The organism is Actinoplanes sp. NPDC049598, assembly GCF_040675435.1.
GTDB lineage: Bacteria > Actinomycetota > Actinomycetes > Mycobacteriales > Micromonosporaceae > Actinoplanes.
Genome location: NZ_JBFAOX010000005.1, coordinates 340,425 through 360,091 on the forward strand (window position 1 = coordinate 340,425; position 19,667 = coordinate 360,091).

Genomic DNA, 19,667 nt, shown 5'->3' on the forward strand with positions numbered 1-19,667 from the left:
CGACGGACGGCCCGGCGCACAGCGCCGGGCCGTCTCGACGTGAGGACCGTTACTTACGCTTACGGATCTCGTCGGCGGCCTGGGGCACGACCTTGAACAGGTCGCCCACCACGCCGTAGTCGGCGAGCTCGAAGATCGGGGCCTCGGGGTCCTTGTTGACCGCGACGATCGTCTTCGAGGTCTGCATGCCGGCCCGGTGCTGGATCGCGCCGGAGATGCCGAGCGCCACGTACAGCTGGGGGGAGACGGTCTTGCCGGTCTGCCCGACCTGGAACTGGTGCGGGTAGAAGCCGGAGTCGACGGCCGCGCGGGACGCGCCGACGGCGCCGCCGAGCAGGTCGGCCAGCTCCTCGACGAGCTTGAAGTTGTCCGCGTTGCCGACGCCGCGGCCGCCGGAGACGACGATGCCGGCCTCGGTCAGCTCGGGGCGCGAGCCCTTGGTCTCGGTGACCCGCTCGACGACCTTGGTCAGCTTGTCCGCCTCGGACAGCTCGACGGTGACGTTCTCCACGGCGGGGGTGGCCGGCTGGGGGGCCGGGGTGACCGAGTTGGGGCGGATCGTCACGATCGGCAGGCCCTTCGTGACCTTCGACTTGACGATCGTCGAGCCCGCGAAGGCGACCTGGGTGGCGGTGCCGTCGGCGGCCACCTCGACCGCGTCGGTCAGCAGGCCGTTGTCGAGCTTGACGGCCAGGCGGCCGGCGATCTCCTTGCCCTCCTGCGTCGAGCCGAGCAGCACGGCGGCCGGCTGCTTCTGGAGCACGAGCGACGCCACGGCGGTGGCCTTCGGCGCGACGAGGTAGTCGGAGGCGGGAACGACGTAGATCTTCTCCGCCCCGTACTCGGCCAGCTTGGCCTGGTCGGCGTCGTCGGAGAAGACGACGGCGGACGGCGAGCCCAGCCCACGGGCGATGGTCAGCAGCTCCAGCGTGACCTTCTTGACGGAGCCTTCCACGACGACAAGAACTTCAGCCATGACCGGCCCCTCTCAGACGAACTTCTCGGTGGCGAGGTACGACACGAGCTGCGCGCCGCCGTCGCCCTCATCGGTGATCCTGGTGCCGGCCGAACGCGGCGGCCGCTTCGAGAACTCGAGCACCTGCGACGTGGCGCCGGCGAAGCCGACCTCGCCCGCGTCGACGCCGACCTCGGCCAGCGTCAGGGCCTGCACCGGCTTCTTCTTGGCGGCCATGATGCCCTTGAAGGACGGGTAGCGCGGCTCGTTGATCGTGTCCCACACGGAGACGACGGCCGGGGTGGCCGCGGTGACGACCTCGTAGCCCTCGTCGGTCTGCCGCTCGGCGGTCAGCTGCGCGCCGTCCACGGTCAGCTTGCGGGCGCCGGTCAGCGCCGCGATGCCGAGACGCTCGGCGATCATGTGGGGCAGGACCTGCACGCGGCCGTCGGTCGACTCGGCGCCGCAGAGGATCAGGTCGGCGTTCAGCTGGCCGAGGGCGGCAGCCAGCACCTTGGAGGTGGCGACGGCGCAGGAGCCGTGCAGCGCGTCGTCGGAGATGTGCACGGCCTTGTCCGGGCCCATCGACAGCGCCTTGCGGATCGACTCGGTCGCCCCGCCCGGGCCCATCGTCAGCACGGTGACCTCGCCACCGTGCGCCTCCTTGATCTTCAACGCCTCCTCGATGGCGTACTCGTCCATCTCGTTGATGACGTTGCTGGCCGAGGCGCGCTCGACCGTGTTGTCCGAAGAGCTCAAGGTGCGCTCGGCACCGGAGTCGGGTACCTGCTTCACCAGTACGACGATGTTCATCGCGCTTTTACGACCCTCCTGTTATGACCGCCGGCCCATTAACGTCAGGTTACCCGTCAGTAAGTTGCACGTGTCGTGCACCTAGAGTGACTCACCTCACCCGCCTCACCTGCATGATCGATACGATCACGATGAGGAGGTGTCGCCACATGTCCGGCCAAATCACTCCGCTGGTGCGTCCGTCTGACTCACATACTCCCCCAGACGCCGTACGCGCCGCGCCGGACACCCATGGACGTGCCGGACCCGACAGTCCCTGGTGTCGATGCGGCCGCCCACGCGAGGCCTGCGTCAGTGACGAAGTCCGCATGCTGTGGGCCCGCCTTCTTGACCTCGACGGTCGATAATCAACCAGGTGTTACGGCAGTGGTTCGACCCGGAGAAGACGCCGACCGTCGGCCGCACCCCCGACTACCGGTTCTCGCTGGCCAACGAGCGCACCTTCCTGGCCTGGATCCGCACCGGGCTGGCGCTGATCGCGGGCGGGCTGGCCTGCGCCCAGTTCCTGCCGCCGCTGCCGATCACCTTTCTGCGCGAAGGCCTGGCCATTGCCCTGCTGCTGCTCGGCGGGGTGGTCGCGCTGCGCGCGGTCGACCACTGGGCCCGTACGGAGCGGGCCATGCGGCTCGGCGAGGAGCTGCCGGGCTCGAAGTTCCCGGCGATCCTGGCCCTGGTGGTGGCCCTCGGCGCCCTGCTGTTGATCGCCACCGTGTTGATCAACGCGATCAAAGAATAGACGCGATCAAGGCATGAGCGATGACCACGGCGCGGCAGCGGAGCGGACTCGGCTGGCGTGGCGGCGCACCGCGCTTTCCGGAGCGGCGGTCGCCCTGCTGGCGCTGCGGCCGGCCATCACCGACCCGACGAACGCCGGCAAGTGGGTCGGCAGCTCGCTCGTGCTGGTGGGTTGGGCCGTGATGGTCGCGATCGCGTACCGCCGGGCCCGGGGTCTCGGCGCCAGCCCGCCGAACCCGGCCCGCCGGACGATTCCCGCCTACGCCCTGCTGGCAGCGGCGTTCGCCCTGATCGGCGGCTTGATCGTGGTCATCTGACGGCCACCGGCAGCTCGGGCGCGAGCCGCGGCAAGGGACTTGAAAGGGGTCCGCCGACCAATTTGGTCCGGTTGTCACGCTCTGATCGTCGCCGGAACCGCCGGGGCGCGTCATCATTGCCACATGGTCCGGTTGTTCATCCTCCTGGCTGCCGTGCAGCTGATTCTCTTCGTGCTGGCGCTGATCAGCTGTTTGTCGGCCGATCGGGTGCGTAACGCCCCGCGCCTGGTGTGGGTTCTGGTGATCCTGCTGATCCCGCTGCTCGGCCCGCTCGCCTATTTCGTGTGGGGCCGGCCGCTGCCCCCGCCGACCGAGGGTGGCCCGGTGCGCCGCACCCCGTCGAGGCCCTCCTCCCCCGACGACGACCCGGATTTCCTGCGGTCGGTCGACGTCGAGAAATCCCGCCGCGACCGCGAGATGCTCGCGCAGTGGGAGAAGGACCTCAACAAGAGCGAGGACGACTAGATCAGGCCAGATTCGACGACCGCGGGTAGGCGTCGGCCGGGTCGGTGAGGACGTTGACCAGGTACGGCACGCCCGCGGCGAAGGCCCGTTCGAGCGCCGGGCCGATGCCGTCCGCCTTCTCGACCGTCTCGCCGGCGCCGCCGAGGGCACGGACCACCTCGTCGTAACGCAGGCCGGGCTGCAGGTCGGCGGCCACGTCGTAGCCGTACATGGCCTGCATGGGGTGTTTCTCCAGGCCCCAGATGCCGTTGTTGCCGACCACCATGACCACCGGGAGTTGCTGCCGGACCAGCGACTCCACGTCCATCAGGGAGAAGCCGGCCGCCCCGTCGCCGAGGAGCACGCAGATCTGCCGGTCGGGGTAGGTGACCCGGGCCCCCATGGCATATCCCATGCCGGTGCCGAGGCAGCCGTACGGGCCGGGGTCGAGCCACGTTCCGGGCTGGGACGGCTCGAGGTAGCGGCCCGCGTAGGAGACGAAGTCGCCGCCGTCACCGATGGTCACCGCGTCCGGCGCGAGGATCTTGCGTAGTTCGCCGTAGACCCGGGCCGGCTTGATCAGATCGGTCGAGGCGGCCATGGCCTCGGCGTCGCGGGCCTTGCCGGCGTCCTCGGCCGAGCGCAGCCCTTCGATCCACTCCGCGTGGTCCACGCGGTCGCCCGCGTGACCGGCCAGCGCCGAGAGGATCAACTTCAGGTCCCCGGCGGGCGAGACCGCCGGCGTCACGTGGGTGGCCCGCTGCGACGGCGCGTCCACGATGTGCACGACCTGAGCCTCGCCGAACTCGCCGAAGCCGAGCCGGAAGTCGAGCGGCGTGCCGATCACGCAGACCACGTCGGCCTCGTTGAGGGCGGGCCGCCGCGCCTTGGCGAAGGCGAGCGGGTGCGTGGGCGGCAAAGCTCCGCGGCCCATGCCGTTGGTGAACACCGGGATCTGCAGGTTCTCCGCGGCGGCGACCAGCTCACCGATCGCGTCGCCGCCCCACACGTCCGACCCCGCGATGATCACCGGCCGCGCCGCGGAGGCCAGCAGGCCGGCGGCCTTCGCAACGAGGTCGGGATCGGGCTCGATCACCGGGACGGCCGGCTCGCCCGGCGCGGTCGCCTCGCCGGTGGAGAAGATGATCTCGAGTGGCAGGTCGAGGAAGGCCGGACCACGGTGCGTGGTGAGGGCGGCGGTCAGCGCGGCCCCGATCTCGCCCGCGATGGCGTCGGTGTCGCCGACCGTGCCGGCGTACTTGGTGATCGTCCTGACCAGCGGCACGTGGTCGAACTCCTGCAGGCTGCCCGACCCCCAGCGGAACGCGGGCGCCCGCCCACCGAGCACCAGCACCGGCGAGGCGTTGAAGAACGCACTGGTCAGGCCGGAGATGCCGTTGGTCACGCCGGGGCCGGCGGTGAGCACGGCCAGGCCGGGACGCCGCTGCAGCTTGGCCACGGCCTCGGCCGCGAAGACCGCGGACTGCTCGTGACGTACGTCGTAGATCGGGAAACCGGTCTTGTGGGCCGCGTCGTAGAGCGGGAACACGTGCCCACCGGAGAGGGTGAACATCTCGTCGACCCCGTACGCGCGCAGGGCGGCCAGCGCCAGATCGCCGCCGTGCCCCTCGATCACCTCAGCCATGTCCAGCAAGTTACCGGAGAGTCAGATCCCGAGCAGCTCCCAGATCTCCCGGAACAGGTTCTCCGCGTCCACCCCGAGCGAGTCGCCGTTGCCGTAGCCGTACGCCACCACCAGCGCGAACAGCGGCACCACGATCATCAGCACGATGCTGAACAGGACCTGCAGGAAACGGACGAACCCACTGCGGCGCTTGCGCGGCTTGTTGCCTCGGGCCGGGGCCGGCGGTTGGTACGGCTGCGGGACCGGCGACATCGGCCGGCTCGGCGTGGCGACACCCCGGGGCGGTACGGAGACGGGCCGCTCGGTGCGTGGCGGCGCGCTCACCGGCGCCGGCCGCTCGTAGGCCGGCGCGGGCTTCGGCGTGGGCACCGTCGCGTGCGGGTCGATCGCCCAGTGGTGATGATCGGCGTCCGGCCACGGGTCGACCGGCGGCTGCAGCCCGGTCGTCCCGGGAATGTGCTCGGGGACGGGCATGGTCTTCGGAAGCGGCGGCGCCTCTTCCCGGAGCGGAGCGGCCTCGACCCGTACGGTCGCTGACTCGGCCTTGCCCGACGAGACCAGCCGCATCTCCGCAGTCGGCCCGGGCGCGGCCGGGCCCGAGGTCAGCAGGGCCGCCCCGGCGAGGATGCTGCCCTCGGCCACCACCAGCTCGGGCTGCTCGATGACCACCGGGGCCTCGCCCAGCTCGCGGTGCAGCAGCGTGGCGACCAGCGGGATCCGGCTCGCGCCACCGACCAGGAACACCCCGGCCAGCCGCCCCTCGGGCAGGTCGGCCCAGTCGAGCAGGCCCTTGGTGATCCGCACCGTCTGGTCGAGGATGGGCCGGGCCAGTTTCTCCAGCTCGTCGCGGGTGAGGTGGACCTCGGTGTCGAGCAGCGGCACCACGAAGTCGGCCGACTGGGTGCGCGACAGCCGCTCCTTGGCGATGCGCACCTCCTCCCAGAGCTGGCGTTGCGCCCGCCGCTCCTGGGCCGTCGACGGCTCCATCAGGCGCTGCCACTCGTCGGTCTTCAGGTGCTCGACGATGGCGGCGTCGATGTCGAGGCCGCCGATGTCGTCCCGGCCGTCGACCGCCATCACCTCGAACCCGGAGGCCGTACGGGCCACCACGCTGGCGTCGAACGTGCCCGCGCCGAAGTCGTGCACGACCACGACCGACCCGATCGGCACGTCGCGCCCGAGCACCTCGGCGAAGTAGGTGGCCGCGGCGACCGGCTCGGCCACCAGCCGGGCCCGGGTCAGCCCGGCCTGCGCGGCCGCCTCGGCCAGCAGCGTGCGGCGGGTCGCGCCCCAGGTGGCCGGGCAGGTCAGCGTCACCTCGGGCAGCAGCGGGCCGACCGCGCGGTGCCACTCCTCGGCCACCCGGGCCAGCACCGCGGCGATCAGGTCGCCGACCGGGATCTCCTGGTCGCCCAGGAGCACCAGGCCGTCGTCGATGCGCCGTTTGGGGTTGGGCTCGAAACGGGCCGGGTCGAAGCGGGCCGCGTGCACGGCGTCGCGGCCGACCACGAAGCTGCCGTCGGGCTCGGCGTAGACGGCGGAGGGGAGCAGCGGGGACCCGTCGACCAGGATCGGGCGGGCGCGGCCGTCGGGCCAGCGCGCCACCGCGACAGTGTTCGAGGTGCCGAAGTCCACGCCGAGGGCATGCCGCTTCGGCTCACCGGGGTCGATGGGCATGGACCGAGTCTAGGGGGTACCCGCCGTTAGACGATCTTCCAGCGCGGAGGGTCATTGTGGAAGCGCAGACAGCGAACGAGCCGGTCGTCGCGGGTGCGCCCGTACGCACCCTCGGGACGGCACCGGTCACCGACGGTCACATTTCGCTGCACCTCGTCGTCGAAGTCGGGTTCCGGCGAATAGCGCGGAGCGGGCGATTCGGTCGGCGGCATCGGTGGCAGCAGGATCAGTTCGCTCGAGGGGGTCGGGCTGGGCGCTGAGGACGGCGACGTGGTGGGCGGCGGGGCCGGCGCAGGCGGCTCGGTAGTAGATGCCGCCGGGCTGACCGTTTTGTCCGGTGAAGTGGCGGACGTCGTTGTCTTGGCCGGCCGGCGCGTCTTTTTAGCCGGGGCCTCGGCATCGCGTGAGGTCACGGCAGGCGGCGCGGGACGGGCGGCCGGCGGGCTCGGGGCCGGGACCACGGCCGGCGGTGGGGCGGCGGCCTGATCGACCGCCGCGCCGGAACCATCCGGGCCGGAATGGGCTCTTCCCAGCGTGAGCCAGCCGATCAGCGCGCAGAGCAGCGCCTGCCCGATCACCAGGGCCACGGCCATGCGCACGGTGCGCCGCACCCCTCGCGTGACCGGAACCGGTTCCACACCGCGTGACTTTATGGCAACTGATCGATATATGCGAGGGTCAGCGGCCCGTAAATGTGGGCTTACGCTTCTCGACGAAGGCGGTGGTGCCCTCGACCCGGTCGTCGGTGGCGAACAGCCCGGCGAACAGCTGCGACTCGAGGGCCAGTCCGGAAGCCAGGTCGAGGTTGAGCCCGCCGTCCACGGCCAGCTTGGCCGCCCGCAGGGCCAGGGACGGCCCGGAGACGTACGGCGTCACGAGCTCGACGGCTGTCCGATAGACGTCACCGGCCGGGACGACCCGGTCGGCCAGCCCGATCCGCAACGCTTCCTCGGCGTCGACCATCCGCCCCGAGAAGATCAGATCCTTGGCCCGGGCCGGGCCGATCAGCCGGGCCAGCCGCTGAGTGCCGCCGGCGCCCGGGATGATGCCCAGCTTGATCTCCGGCTGGCCCAGCTTGGCGTCCTCCGCCACCACCCGCCAGTCGCAGGCCAGGGCCAGCTCGCAGCCGCCGCCGAGCGCGTAGCCGGTGATCGCGGCCACGACCGGCTTGGGGATGCGGGCCACGGCGTCGAACGCGCTCGACAGCGCCTCGGCCCGCAGGGCCATGTCCTGGTAGCCGACCTTGGTGAACTCCGTGATGTCGGCCCCGGCGGCGAAGACCTTCTCACCCCCGTACACGATGACGGCCTTGACCCCCTCGTCGGCCGCGGCGGAATGCGCGACCGCCCGCAGCTCTTCTTGAAGTTGGGTGTTGAGGGCGTTCATCGGAGGCCGGTCGAGCTTGATGGTTCCTACACCGTCGCTGGTCTCCAGCGTCACGAAGTCGCCCACGGCAAAACCCTCCTGAGGTTTGGTTCAGGTCAGCCTACGACGGGTACGGAGACGGTGATGACCACCTACTACCGGGATCCCGATGTGACGATCACATCGACGGGCGTCCGGATGAACGGAGTCAGCCTGGGTCTGGACGACCTGATCCAGGTGTGGCACACGCGCGGGCGCCGCTCCTGGACGACCATCGCCGGCCGGGGCGCGCTGGGGCTGGCAATCCTGGTCCCGCTCGTGCTCGGCGCCCTGGGCATCATGGTCGCCCTGCTCATCGACGCCTCCACCAGCACCACCATCGCCCTCGTGGGCGGCGGCGTGCTGATCGGCCTGGCCACCCTGCCCCTGGCCGACGTGCTGCTGGAGCAGGTCGACCGCTCGTACGACCGGGGCAGCCGCACCCGCGAGATCTGGGCCCGGACCCCGGCCGGCAAGGTCCTGCTGCTCCGTACGCCCGACTCGGCGCGCTTCGGCCGCGTCTACCGCGCCCTGCAGCGGGCCCTGGAGCCCTCCGTTAAGTTGCGCGAGTGAGAAAAGACGCCGCGGGCCTGACCGCGCTGCTCGCGACCACCGGCGCGCTGCACTTCCTGGCGCCGAAGCCGTTCGACTCGATCGTGCCGCGCTCGCTGCCCGGCTCCCCGCGCGCCTGGACCTACCTGAGCGGCGCGGCCGAGCTGGCCGTCGCGGCCGCGATCGCTCACCCGCGCACCCGCCGCGTGGGTGCTCTGGCCGCCGCCGGGCTGTTCGCCGCGGTGTTCCCGGCCAACGTCAAGATGGCCGTCGACTGGCGGCACGCCCCGCCCGCCAGGAAGGCCATCGCCTACGGCCGCCTGCCGCTGCAGGTGCCGCTGGTTTTGTGGGCCCGGCGCGTTTTTTCGGATTAGCGAGCGCGCCCTTCCGCCGCCGGGTGACCATCGGAGACGATGCGAGCCACCCGAACCCGCCCCACCGGAGTCGAGCGCACGTTCGGCGCCGACGAGATCATCGTCACCAAGACCGATCCGCGCGGCGTCATCACGTACGCCAACGAGGTCTTCCTGCGGGTCTCGGCGCTCACCGAGGCCGAGGCGGCCGGGCAGCCGCACAGCATCATCCGGCACCCGGACATGCCGCGGGCCGTCTTCAAGCTGCTCTGGGACACCCTCGGGGAACGGCAGGAGATCTTCGCGTACGTGAAGAACCTGGCCGCCGACGGCGCCCATTATTGGGTCTTCGCGCACGTCACCCCCTCCTTCGACGCCGGGGGACGGCTGGTCGGCTACCACTCCAACCGGCGTCTGCCCGAGAAGCCGGTGATCACCCGGGTGAGCCGCCTCTACGACCACCTCCTCGCGGTCGAGGCGCGCGAATCCAGCCCCAAGGCGGCGACCGAGGCGGGCCGGCAGGCTCTCCTCGCGGAGCTCGGCGGGCAGACGTACGACGAGTACGTGTGGGCCCTGACCAGCGGTGCCCCCTGATGGCGGACGAGGTGCTGTCCCTGATCACCGAGGTGTGCCGCAAGGCCGCCGCCGGTGACCTCGAGGCCCGCCTGCCCTCGATCGGCGACACGGCCGAGGCACAGGCGGCCCGCACCGCGATCAACAACCTGCTCGACACCAGCGACGCGTTCCTGCGCGAGTCGAGCGCCGCCTCCGCCGCGGCCGCCGAGGGCCGCTTCCACCGGCGCATCCTGACCCGGGGCCTGCGCGGCGCGTTCCGGATGGCGGCCGAGGACATCTCCGCCTCGACCGCGGCCATGAGCGAGAACGCGGCCCGGGTGGCCCAGGCCGCCGCGGCCCGGGTCGCGCTCGCCGACGACCTCGAATCGGCCGTGCTCTCGGTCTCCGAGCAGGTGGCCACGGCGGCCACCGAGATGGGCGCGACCGCCAACGGACTGGCCGACTTCGCCCGCGACGCGGTGGCCGAGGCCGAGCGCGGCCTGTCCACGGTGACCTCGCTGCGGTCGGCCTCGGATCAGATCCGTACGGCGGTCGACCTGATCAACGCGGTGGCCAAGCAGACCCGCCTGCTCGCGCTGAACGCGACCATCGAGGCGGCCCGGGCGGGCGAGGCCGGCAAGGGCTTCAGCGTGGTCGCGGGTGAGGTGAAGAACCTGGCCACCGAGACCAGCGCCTCCAGCAACGAGATCATGGGCCAGGTCAACACCGTGCAGGAGGTGGCCAACGACGCGGTGACCGTCCTGGAGACGGTCACCAACAGCATCCGCGAGATGGCCGGCCTGGTGAACGGCATCGCCGCCGCGGTCGACGGCGGCGGCGACATGGCCAGCACCGGGCTCTCCCAGCTGGCCGAGGTGCTGCGTTCCGAGGTGAACCGCTTCGTCACCACGGCCCGCCAGAACTAGCTGTGGTAGATCTCGTCGATCTCGGCTCGGGTGGGCAGCGAGTTCGAGGCCCCAATCTTGCGAACGCAGGCCGCACCGGCCGCGTTCGCCCAGCGTACGGCCTCGATCAGGTCTCTTCCCTCGCCCCAGGCGACCGCCAGGGCGCCGGTGAAGGCGTCGCCGGCCGCCGTCGTGTCGGTCACCTTGACCTTGTACGACGGGACGTGCTCGTCGCGCCCCTCGCGGTCGGCGTAGCGGGAACCGGAGCCGCCCAGGGTCAGCACCACCCGCGGCACCAGCGCGAGCAGCCCGGGCACGTCGATCTCGTCGCCGCCGGTGATGGCCAGCGCCTCGACCTCGTTGACGACCAGCAGATCGACGTTCTCCAGCAGCTCGGCCGGCAGCGCGCGGAACGGCGCGGCGTTGAGCACCGTGCGGGTGCCGCCGGCGCGGGCCGCCCGGGCCGCCTCGACCACCGTCTCGACCGGGATCTCCTGCTGGCAGAGCAGCACGTCGGCGGCGGCGATGGTGGCCTTCTCACCCTCCGTCAGGCCGGTGAACGCGCTGTTGGCGCCGGGCGCGACCAGGATCGAGTTCTCCCCGGCCCGGTCCACCATGATCACGGCAACCCCGGAGACGCCGTACGTCGTCCGGACGTGGGTCATGTCGACGCCGGCGCCGTGGAGCTGGGCGTTGAGGTTGACCCCGAACGAATCGGAGCCGATGGCGCCCAGGAAACAGGTCTGGCCACCGGCCCGGGTGGCGGCGATCGCCTGATTGGCGCCCTTGCCGCCCGGCATCATCAGGAACTCGTCGCCCAGCACCGTCTCACCCGGCCGGGGCAGACGCTCGGCCAGCCCGACCAGATCCATGTTGGCGCTGCCGGCCACCACGATGCGCGGGGCCACGATCAGGCCGCCCGCGCCGTGTACCGGTCGCCGCGGCGCTCCACGATCAGCGGCAGGCCGAAGGTCTTGCCCAGGTTGTCGGCCGTCATCACCTCACCGAGCAGGCCGGCGGCGACGATCGAGCCCTCGCGCAGCAGCAGCCCGTGCGTGAAACCGGGCGGGATCTCCTCGACGTGGTGGGTGACCAGCACCATCGCCGGCGAGTCGGGATCGAGGGCGAGCTCGGTCAGCCGGGCGATCAGATCCTCCCGGCCGCCCAGGTCGAGACCGGCGCTGGGCTCGTCCAGCAGCATCAGCTCGGGGTCGGTCATCAGGGCGCGGGCGATCAGCGTGCGCTTGCGCTCCCCCTCGGAGAGCGTGCCGAACTCGCGATCGGCCAGCGAGCCCATGCCCAGCTGGCCCAGCAGCTGCCGGGCCCGGCCCTCGTCCTGCGGGTCGTAGCTCTCCCGCCAGCGGCCCACCACCGACCAGGCGGCGGTGACGACCACGTCCAGCACCCGCTCGTCGGCCGGCACCCGGTCGGCGAACTGGCCGGTGGCCAGGCCGATCCGCGTCCGCAGCTCGTTGATGTCGGTCCGCCCCAGACGCTCGGCCAGCACGTACGCCGTGCCGCGGGACGGGTGCAGGCGGCCCGAGGCGAGATTGAGCAGGGTCGTCTTGCCGGCGCCGTTGGGGCCGAGGACGACCCAGCGCTCGTCCAGCTCGACCTGCCAGGACAGGCTGCGAACCAGGAAGTTTCCGTTCCGGATCACGCTGACCCGGTCGAACGCGATGACAGTGTCGTCGTCGGGAGGGAGAGTCACGGCACCCATCCAACCACGCGATTTGCCTCAGCCCGGTGCAGACCCTCAGGCTGTCGCCGCCCCTCAGGCTGCCGTCGGCTCTCAGGCTGCCGTCGGCTCTCAGGCTGCCGTCGGCTCTCAGGCTGTCGTCGAGCCGAACACCTCGTCCCGTACGGCGTCGAGCGCGGTCCACAGCGCGCCGTGCAGGACCGGGTCGGCCTCCACCCCGGTGATCACGACCTTGGGGTGGACCAGGGTGATCGCGGCCACCTCCTGCTCCACCTTGTCGGCCAGCGCCGCGCCACCGGCCTGGCTGACCTCGCCGGCCAGCACGACCAGCGGCGGGTCGAGCACCACGCAGGTGGCCGCGACCCCGAGCGCCAGCCGGGAGGCGAGCTCGTCGAGCACCGGCTCGCCGGCCTCACCGGCCGCGACCGCGTCCCGGATCACATCGGCCCCCTCGGCGCCGCGGAACCCGTACTTCTTGCCGATCGCCTTGACCGCCTCGGCCCCGGCCAGGCTCTGGAACGCGCCGCGAACCCCGCCCTTGGCCGCCCGCTTGGACGAATGCCGCGGCACCTCGGCCCCCGGCACGGGCAGATAGCCGATCTCGCCCGCGGCGCCGGTGCTGCCCTGGTGCAGCCGCCCGTCGATGACACTGGCCAGACCGACACCCCGGCCGACCCAGATCAGAGAGAAGTCGCGTACGCCCGTGGCGGCACCCGTGCTCGACTCGGCCACGGCCGCCATGTTGACGTCGTTGCCGAAGACGACCGGGGTGTGCAGATCACGGCGCAGGTCGTCCAGCAGACCCCGGTGCCAGCGCGGCAGGTCCCAGGCGAACGAGATCTCGCCGCTCTGCGGGTCGACCAGGCCCGGGGTGCCGAGCACGACCCGCCGCACCGAACCCATGTCGGTGCCGGCCTCGGTGGCGGCCTGCACGACGGCGTTGTGCACCACGCCGACCGGATCGTCGGTGTCCTTCGTGGACTGCTCGTTCCGCCCGATGATCGTGCCGGTGATGTCGGCGCAGGCGGCCACGACCCGCTCCGGCCCCACCTCGACCCCGATGACGTGCGCGCTGCCGGGCGTCACCGCGTACAGCTGGGCGTTGGGCCCCCGCCCGCCGGCCTGCTCGCCCACCCGGCGCACCAGGCCACGCTGCTCGAGACGCTCCACCAGCTGCGAGGCGGTGACCTTGCTGAGGCCGGTCATCTCGCCGAGCTGGGCCCGGGTCAGCGGCCCGCGGGACAGCAGCAGTTCCAGCGCCGCGCGGTCGTTGAGCGCGCGCAACAGCCGGGGTGTGCCCGGGAGGCGGGTGGCGGCCATGTTCGATCCCCTACTTATTTAGGATTATTTCCTATTAGATTACCGGCGCCCAGCGAACATCCAGGCGCAGCGTAGCGGTCCCGGCGCGTCACCCTCACCCCCGCCGATCGACCCCGAGCGATCATGGCAGGTACACAGCGTGCAGGCCAGACCCGCCGCCCCAACGAGTCACCCGCATCCCGCTTCTCGCGCGGCCGTTGGCGACGCGCTCCCGCCCTCGCCATGCGACAGCCCTGCCCTCCCCTCCTCCGCACCGAGCCGCCTGGGGTAGCAATCACCCGCCCTGGGCCTTCGTCGCCCCCGCGGCAGGCGTCCTCCAACCCCACCGAACTTCCATCGCCACGGCCGGCCTCGTGGCCGCCTGGCCCGCCTCCCTCACCCGCCTCGCCCCCGGACCTCCACCGCCGCCACTCTTCGCGCCGCCTCCACCTCGCGCCTGGGCCCATCACCTCCACCCCGCCGCGCTTCCACGCCACCCTTCGCGCCGCCCCCACGTCGCGGCCTCGGCCCGTCACCGCCACCCCGCCGCGCTTCCACGCCACCCCTTCGCGCCGCCTCCACCTCGCGGCCGCGGCCATCACCGCCGCCCCGCCGGGCTTCCACTGCCGCCACCCCTACGCCGCCGCACCGATCACTTCCACTCCGCCGTGCATCCACTGCCATCGCCCAGCGCCTTGTCCTCGCCGTCGAGCGCATCACCTCAGGGGCTCTCTTGAACATGTTCAAGTTCGGGTTTACTCTCGGAAGCGAAGTTGAACGTGTTCAAGAAGGGTGGTCCGATGGACCCGAAGGTGTGGATGTACCTCGTTTACCTGGCGGTCAGCGTGGGCCTGACCGTCTGGGTGGCGACGACGCTGTCCCGGAACGGACTCGTCTTCCTGGCCGATGTCTTCGCCGACTCGAAGCTCGCCAAGGCGGTCAACCAGCTCCTGGTGATGGGCTTCTACCTGCTCAACCTGGGATATGTGACCGTCACGATGCGCTCGGGGCAGGCGATCGCGGACACGAGCGAGGCGCTCGAGACCCTCTCCATGAAGATCGGGCTGGTGCTGCTCGTCCTTGGCGTCCTGCATTTCTGCAATGTGTTCTTCCTGGGCCGCTACCGCCGCGGGCGCCTGCGCCAGCAGCAGGGCACGCCGCCCCTCCCGCCGGCCGGGCGGCTTCCGTTCCACCCGCAGACCCCACCCCCGGCCCGGGCATGACCACCCACCCTGTTCCCGACCCGGCCGGACACGGGGCCGGCCGGGTCGCCCGACCCGGCGGGGGCCCCTCCGGCACGGCCCCCGCCGGGACCGAAAACCCTCACCCGGCCGCCGAGGAAACGGCTCTTGCTGAGATAGAAGGGTCGGCTCTCGCCCGGGCGGAGGAGCTGGCCGCCGACGGGAACAGAGGGATCGAGACCGGGGCGGGAGCGGGGCGGATCGGTTCGTTCACCGTGTTGTTCGATGCGGGCTGCCCGGTCTGCCGGGCGGCTTGCCGGTGGCTGCGGGGGCGGCCGCAACTCGTACCGCTGGAATTTGTCCCTGCGGGGTCGAGCGAGGCCAGGCAGCGATTTGTCGGGCTCGACCACGAGGCGACGCTGCGGGACATCACGGTGATCGGGGATGACGGTTCCGTCTATGTGGGGGACGGGGCGTGGGTGGCCTGCCTGTGGGCGCTCGCGGACTACCGCGCGATGGCCGAGCGGATCAGTTCGCCGAGGCTGCTGCCGGGGGCGCGGAAGTTCATCGCGGCGGTGTCAGCAATTCGGGAGGCCACGCGGGAGACGACGGTGATGGGGGCACGGGTCGGGGACTACGGTGGCGGGTGTGACGACCGCTGCCGCTGAGCCGACCGGGCCGGACCACCCGGCGACCGCCGACGCCCTTCCGCTCACCGACGCCGGCGGGGCGGGGGCGGACAGGCCGCGACGGGCGCGCGGGGAGCAGACGCGGCAGCTGATTCTGGAGACGGCGCTGCGGCTCTTCCGGGAGCGGGGGTACGCGGAGACGACCATGCGCGCCATCGCGAAGGAGGCGGGGGTCGCGGTCGGGAACGCGTACTACTACTTCGATTCCAAGGAACACCTGATCCAGGGGTTCTACGACCGGAATCAGGCGGCGCACCGGGCGGCGGCCGAGCACGTGCTGGCCACGGAGAAGAATCTGGCGCCGCGGCTGCGGGGGGTGCTGCACGCCGGCATCGACGTCAACGCGCCGTACCACTCCTTCGCCGCGACGTTCTTCAAGAGCGCGGCCGAGCCGTCGTCGCCGCTGAGCCCGTTCTCGCGGGAGTCGTCGCCGGCGCGGGAGGCCGCGATCGCGATCTTCCGGGACGTGGTGGAGGGGTCGGCGGCCAAGCTCGACCCGGAGCTGCGGCGGGAGCTGCCCGAGCTGCTGTGGCTGGGCTGGATGGGCGTGATCCTGTTCTGGGTGTACGACAAGTCGCCGGAGCAGCGGCGGACCCGGCGGCTGATCGACGGCGCGGTGCCATTGATCGACCGGCTCGTCTCGCTCTCCCGCCTGCGGGTTCTGCGACCGGCGTTGCGGCAGGTCCTCGCCTTGATCGACAATCTCCGCCGGGACGATTGATCACCCGCGGTAGCGCCCGTCATTCATCACCGTTAGTAATCAGCCAACTCGTTATATGCCACAGTGTCCGGAGATTTCCGGATCTGTCGCCTGATTCGTGTGGGCCGAACGGCCATTTCGACCACCCAGAGGTTACGGCCGACAACCACCGGCACGTAGCGTTATCACCGCAGGTGGGTCTGGGGACGTCGCAACAGAGGACTCGAACTACGGGACCAGTCCGAGCCCTCGCGACGCAGACGGTGAGCCGGGCCCGGCCGCGGATTTCGGGAGCAATCCGCCGCCGGCCCGGCTCACGCTGCTTCCCGCCAACACCTCAACCCCTCCGGCGGTACGCCTGAAAGCCCGCCGACAAGCGCAGGCCCACCCCGCCGTCCGACCGCGCAGCCTCTATCCCCGCACGGAACACCCTCCCCCGCGCGAGCGTCACCCACGCGCGGGCACCCACCCGCGCGAGCACCGACCCCCCGCGCGTCCAGCCCGGCGCGGGAACGGTCAGGCGGCCTTGAAGGTGCGCAGGCGCAGGCTGTTGAGGACCACGAAGACCGAGCTCAAGGCCATCGTGGCGCCCGCGATCATGGGGTTGAGGAGGCCGGCCGCGGCCAGGGGCAGGGCGGCCACGTTGTAGGCGAAGGCCCAGAACAGGTTGCCGCGGATGATGTTCAGGGTGCGGCGGGACAAGCGGACGGCGTCGACCGCCGCGGTGAGGTCGTCGCGGACCAGGGTGAGGTCCGACGCCTGGATGGCGACGTCCGTGCCCGCGCCCATGGCCAGCCCGAGGTCAGCCTGGGCCAGCGCCGCGGCGTCGTTGACGCCGTCGCCGACCATCGCCACCGACTTGCCCTCGGCCTGGAGCCGCTTCACGACGTCGACCTTGCCCGCCGGCAGCACCCCGGCGAAGACCTCGGTGATGCCCACCTCGGCCGCCACCGCCTCGGCCACCGGCGCGGCATCACCGGTCACCAGCATCGGCTCGAGCCCGAGCCGCCGCAGATCCGCGATCGCCGCCTTGCTCGTAGGCCGCACCGCATCCCCCAGCGCCACCCACCCGGCCACCGCCCCGTCGACAGTCACCTCAACCCACGTCGCCGCGTCCGCCGAGTCCACGCCGACCCGCACCGCCGATGTGGCCCCGCCCAGCGACGCAGCCGAGCCGAGCGACACGGGCACAGGGACCGGGCCCGGCGGCCGTCCGGTTCCCACGGCGACCTCCACGCCGTCCACCCGGCCGCGGACGCCGACGCCGGCTGTCGCCCGGAAGTCGGCCACGGCGGGCAGTGCACCCTGCTCGTGGGCCGCGGCGGCGATGGCTCGGCCGATCGGGTGTTCCGAGGCCGCCTCGACAGCTCCCGCCAACCTCAGCAGCGAGGCCGGGTCGTGGCCCTCGGCGGCGACCAGCGACGTCACCGTCATCCGGCCCGTGGTCACCGTGCCAGTTTTGTCGAGCACGATGGTGTCCACGCGGCGGGTCGACTCGAGGGCTTCGACGCCGCGGATCAGGATGCCGAGCTGCGCTCCCCGGCCGGTGCCGACCAGCAGGGCCGTCGGAGTGGCCAAACCCAGCGCGCACGGGCACGCGATGATCAGCACCGCTACGGCCGCCGTGAAGGCCGCGTCGGTGCCCCGGCCCGTACCGAGCCAGTAGCCCAGCGTCCCGATCGCCAACGCGATCACCACCGGGACGAACACGCCCGAGATGCGGTCGGCCAGTCGCTGGACGGCCGCCTTGCCGTTCTGCGCCTCTTCGACCAGCCTCGCCATCTGCGCCAGCTGGGTGTCGGCGCCCACCTTCTCGGCCCGCACCACGAGACGGCCGCCCGCGTTCACCGTCGCCCCCGTCACCGGGTCGCCCGGGCGTACCTCGACGGGCACCGACTCCCCGGTCAGCAGGCTGACGTCCAGCGCCGACACTCCGTCGACCACCACCCCGTCGGTTGCGACCTTCTCACCGGGGCGTACGACAAAGGTGTCACCCGGCGTGAGATCACCGGCCGGAATGACCCGCTCGACGCCGTCCTTCAGGACGGTGACCTGCTTGGCCCCGAGCTCGAGCAGCGAGCGCAGCGCGTCACCGGCCCGCCGCTTGGCCCGGGCTTCCAGATAGCGCCCGGCCAGCAGGAACGTGGTGACCCCGGCCGCCGCCTCCAGGTAGATCGCGTCCCCGTCGCTCGCGGTCAGCGAGAACGGGTGCGTCATGCCCGGCATCCCGGCGTCGCCGAGGAACAGCGCCCAGATCGACCATCCGAACGCGGCCAGCGTGCCCATCGACACGAGCGTGTCCATCGTGGCCGCGCCGTGCCGCAGGTTGACGAAGGCCGACCGGTGGAACGGCCAGCCGCCGTACACCACGACCGGTGACGCCAGCACGAGCGACAGCCACTGCCAGTAGTCGAACTGCCACGACGGGACCATGGCCAGAACGATCACCGGAAGACTGAGCGCGGCCGAGATCAGCAGCCGATCACGCAACGCGTCCCGCCGCGCGGGCTCGGCCGGCGCCTCGGGAGCGGGCTCGGCCGCGGTGTAGCCGGTCTTCTCGACCACGGCGATCAGGTCGGCCGCGGAGATCGTGGCCGGAACGGTGGCCCGGGCTTTCTCGGTCGCGTAGTTCACGGTGGCGCTCACGCCGTCGACCCGGTTCAGCTTCTTCTCGATGCGATTGGCGCACGCCGCGCACGTCATCCCACCGATCTCAAGCTCGATCACCCGCTCCATGCCTCGAAGCATACCCCTCGGGGGTACGGGTATCCGTCAGCAGAAGCCCGAAATGGCCGCGGCCACCCGCTCGGGCGCGGTCCGCTCCGCCGTGTGCCCCACCCCCCGCATGGTCATCCGCGTCGCGTTCGGCAACACCCGCTCCAGCGCGTCCAGCCGCTCGGTCAGGTGCCGCGGGCTGCGCTCTCCCCCCAAGAGCAAAACCGGCACTTCAATGGCCTTGTACGCCGCCAAGCGGCACCCCAGCGCATCGATGGCATCGTTGTCATCCCACTGCCGCTCGACCAGCGGTCCGATCTCCGCCGCCCGCCGATTCATCGCAAACTTCGCCACCGCCACCATCGGCGACCGCATCCGCGCCACCTCCCGCATGAAGATCGCAAACGCCGTCCCCGGCTTACCCGCCGCGAGCGCCGCCCGAGCCCGCGGCCCCGCCCCGCCACTCAGCGGCCCCTCCACCACCAGCGGCGGCTCGTAGAGCACCGCCCCCGAGTAGAGCCCGGGATCCGCCACCAACGCCTCAAGCGCCACCACCGCCCCCGACGAGTGCCCCACCAGCACTGGCCGTCGTTCCACCGCCGCAACGCCGGCCAAACCCGCCGCAGCCGCCGACTCCACTGGGCACGCTGAGCCGGCCGGAGCAGCGGCGATTGCCGGGGCGGCCGGAATTGTCGGGGTGGCGGGAATTATCGAGGTGGCGGGAATTGTCGGTATGGCGGGAATTGTCGGGGCGGCAGGGTTGGGTTCGGAGGCCGGAGAAGCCGCCGGGACGCGGGTAGCCGCCGAGGCCGAAGAACCCGGGCGAGCCGCGGAGGCCGGCGCGACCGCGGAGGTCGCGGTGGTCGGTGGGGTCGCCGCGGGCGCCGGGGTCGCAGCGGGGGCCGGAGCCGCCGGGGAGGCGAGGGCCGCCGGGGAGGCGAGGGCCGCCGGAGAGGCGAGGGCCGCCGGAGAGGCGAGGGCCGCCGGAGAGGCGAGGGCCGCCGGAGAGGCGAGGGCCGCCGGAGAGGC

The 19,667-nt window shown here is 71.8% G+C and carries 21 protein-coding genes; 10 read left to right on the top strand and 11 right to left on the bottom strand.

Features of this window, described 5'->3' with window-relative positions; genetic code table 11:
* Positions 1 to 49 precede the first annotated feature (49 nt).
* Positions 50 to 976, bottom strand: coding sequence for an electron transfer flavoprotein subunit alpha/FixB family protein (locus AB0J66_RS15025; protein ID WP_364660028.1), 927 nt, complete (start codon positions 974 to 976; stop codon positions 50 to 52).
* A 12-nt stretch (positions 977 to 988) separates the two neighbouring features.
* Entirely contained in the window at positions 989 to 1,768 is a 780-nt protein-coding gene (locus AB0J66_RS15030) for an electron transfer flavoprotein subunit beta/FixA family protein (protein WP_364660030.1), read from the bottom strand.
* Positions 1,769 to 2,114: 346 nt separating this feature from the next.
* Here AB0J66_RS15030 and AB0J66_RS15035 point away from each other — a divergent pair, with 346 nt between their 5' ends.
* From AB0J66_RS15035 to AB0J66_RS15045, 3 genes are all read left to right on the top strand, one after another.
* The gene (locus tag AB0J66_RS15035; RefSeq protein ID WP_364660271.1) at positions 2,115 to 2,504 is read left to right on the top strand and encodes a DUF202 domain-containing protein; all 390 of its coding nucleotides are present in this window, start codon (positions 2,115 to 2,117) and stop codon (positions 2,502 to 2,504) included.
* A gap of 13 nt (positions 2,505 to 2,517) precedes the next feature.
* Entirely contained in the window at positions 2,518 to 2,820 is a 303-nt protein-coding gene (locus tag AB0J66_RS15040) for a DUF202 domain-containing protein (protein WP_364660032.1), read from the top strand.
* 123 nt (positions 2,821 to 2,943) lie between these two features.
* Entirely contained in the window at positions 2,944 to 3,285 is a 342-nt protein-coding gene (locus AB0J66_RS15045; RefSeq protein ID WP_364660034.1) for a PLDc N-terminal domain-containing protein, read from the top strand.
* 1 nt (position 3,286) lies between these two features.
* Here AB0J66_RS15045 and AB0J66_RS15050 read toward each other — a convergent pair whose 3' ends face one another.
* The 4 genes from AB0J66_RS15050 to AB0J66_RS15065 are packed head-to-tail and all read right to left on the bottom strand — an operon-like array spanning position 3,287 to position 8,038.
* Positions 3,287 to 4,909 carry an acetolactate synthase gene (locus AB0J66_RS15050; RefSeq protein ID WP_364660036.1) on the bottom strand — a complete coding sequence of 541 codons (1,623 nt, stop codon included), beginning with the start codon at positions 4,907 to 4,909 and terminating at the stop codon, positions 3,287 to 3,289.
* A gap of 21 nt (positions 4,910 to 4,930) precedes the next feature.
* Positions 4,931 to 6,586, bottom strand: a complete 1,656-nt coding sequence (locus AB0J66_RS15055) for an Hsp70 family protein (protein WP_364660038.1) — start codon at positions 6,584 to 6,586, stop codon at positions 4,931 to 4,933.
* A 26-nt stretch (positions 6,587 to 6,612) separates the two neighbouring features.
* The gene (locus AB0J66_RS15060) at positions 6,613 to 7,224 is read right to left on the bottom strand and encodes a hypothetical protein (protein WP_364660040.1); all 612 of its coding nucleotides are present in this window, start codon (positions 7,222 to 7,224) and stop codon (positions 6,613 to 6,615) included.
* A 40-nt stretch (positions 7,225 to 7,264) separates the two neighbouring features.
* Positions 7,265 to 8,038: an enoyl-CoA hydratase-related protein gene (locus AB0J66_RS15065; protein ID WP_364660041.1), complete on the bottom strand. Its 774-nt coding sequence runs from the start codon at positions 8,036 to 8,038 to the stop codon at positions 7,265 to 7,267.
* Positions 8,039 to 8,095: 57 nt separating this feature from the next.
* On the opposite strand from AB0J66_RS15065, the gene AB0J66_RS15070 reads away from it, so the two are divergent.
* The 4 genes from AB0J66_RS15070 to AB0J66_RS15085 are packed head-to-tail and all read left to right on the top strand — an operon-like array spanning position 8,096 to position 10,376.
* Entirely contained in the window at positions 8,096 to 8,563 is a 468-nt protein-coding gene (locus AB0J66_RS15070; RefSeq protein ID WP_364660042.1) for a DUF6232 family protein, read from the top strand.
* The gene (locus tag AB0J66_RS15075) at positions 8,560 to 8,916 is read left to right on the top strand and encodes a hypothetical protein (RefSeq protein ID WP_364660044.1); all 357 of its coding nucleotides are present in this window, start codon (positions 8,560 to 8,562) and stop codon (positions 8,914 to 8,916) included. Before AB0J66_RS15070 ends, AB0J66_RS15075 begins: the two co-directional genes overlap by 4 nt.
* Before the next feature lie 39 nt (positions 8,917 to 8,955).
* Positions 8,956 to 9,489: a PAS domain-containing protein gene (locus AB0J66_RS15080; protein ID WP_364660046.1), complete on the top strand. Its 534-nt coding sequence runs from the start codon at positions 8,956 to 8,958 to the stop codon at positions 9,487 to 9,489.
* A complete protein-coding gene (locus tag AB0J66_RS15085) occupies positions 9,489 to 10,376 on the top strand; it encodes a methyl-accepting chemotaxis protein (protein ID WP_364660048.1) in 888 nt (295 codons plus the stop codon). Before AB0J66_RS15080 ends, AB0J66_RS15085 begins: the two co-directional genes overlap by 1 nt.
* On the opposite strand, the gene AB0J66_RS15090 is transcribed toward AB0J66_RS15085, so the two are convergent.
* The 3 genes from AB0J66_RS15090 to AB0J66_RS15100 form a co-directional block, all read right to left on the bottom strand.
* Entirely contained in the window at positions 10,373 to 11,266 is an 894-nt protein-coding gene (locus AB0J66_RS15090; protein WP_364660273.1) for a ribokinase, read from the bottom strand. The two genes, AB0J66_RS15085 and AB0J66_RS15090, sit on opposite strands and share 4 nt — an antisense overlap.
* Positions 11,266 to 12,075 carry an ABC transporter ATP-binding protein gene (locus AB0J66_RS15095; protein ID WP_364660050.1) on the bottom strand — a complete coding sequence of 270 codons (810 nt, stop codon included), beginning with the start codon at positions 12,073 to 12,075 and terminating at the stop codon, positions 11,266 to 11,268. Before AB0J66_RS15095 ends, AB0J66_RS15090 begins: the two co-directional genes overlap by 1 nt.
* A gap of 108 nt (positions 12,076 to 12,183) precedes the next feature.
* Positions 12,184 to 13,374, bottom strand: a complete 1,191-nt coding sequence (locus tag AB0J66_RS15100; RefSeq protein WP_364660052.1) for an ROK family transcriptional regulator — start codon at positions 13,372 to 13,374, stop codon at positions 12,184 to 12,186.
* A gap of 779 nt (positions 13,375 to 14,153) precedes the next feature.
* On the opposite strand from AB0J66_RS15100, the gene AB0J66_RS15105 reads away from it, so the two are divergent.
* From AB0J66_RS15105 to AB0J66_RS15115, 3 genes are all read left to right on the top strand, one after another.
* Positions 14,154 to 14,576: a hypothetical protein gene (locus tag AB0J66_RS15105; protein WP_364660054.1), complete on the top strand. Its 423-nt coding sequence runs from the start codon at positions 14,154 to 14,156 to the stop codon at positions 14,574 to 14,576.
* Between the two features lie 233 nt (positions 14,577 to 14,809).
* Positions 14,810 to 15,202 (top strand): DCC1-like thiol-disulfide oxidoreductase family protein, encoded by a 393-nt coding sequence (locus AB0J66_RS15110; RefSeq protein ID WP_364660056.1) that lies wholly within the window; start codon positions 14,810 to 14,812, stop codon positions 15,200 to 15,202.
* Between the two features lie 109 nt (positions 15,203 to 15,311).
* Positions 15,312 to 15,944: a TetR family transcriptional regulator gene (locus tag AB0J66_RS15115; protein WP_364660275.1), complete on the top strand. Its 633-nt coding sequence runs from the start codon at positions 15,312 to 15,314 to the stop codon at positions 15,942 to 15,944.
* A 495-nt stretch (positions 15,945 to 16,439) separates the two neighbouring features.
* Here AB0J66_RS15115 and AB0J66_RS15120 read toward each other — a convergent pair whose 3' ends face one another.
* Both AB0J66_RS15120 and AB0J66_RS15125 read right to left on the bottom strand, forming a co-directional pair.
* On the bottom strand, positions 16,440 to 18,659 hold the full coding sequence (locus AB0J66_RS15120) for a heavy metal translocating P-type ATPase (protein ID WP_364660058.1): 2,220 nt from the start codon (positions 18,657 to 18,659) through the stop codon (positions 16,440 to 16,442).
* A gap of 36 nt (positions 18,660 to 18,695) precedes the next feature.
* Positions 18,696 to 19,277, bottom strand: a complete 582-nt coding sequence (locus AB0J66_RS15125) for an alpha/beta hydrolase (RefSeq protein ID WP_364660060.1) — start codon at positions 19,275 to 19,277, stop codon at positions 18,696 to 18,698.
* Positions 19,278 to 19,667: the final 390 nt, after the last annotated feature.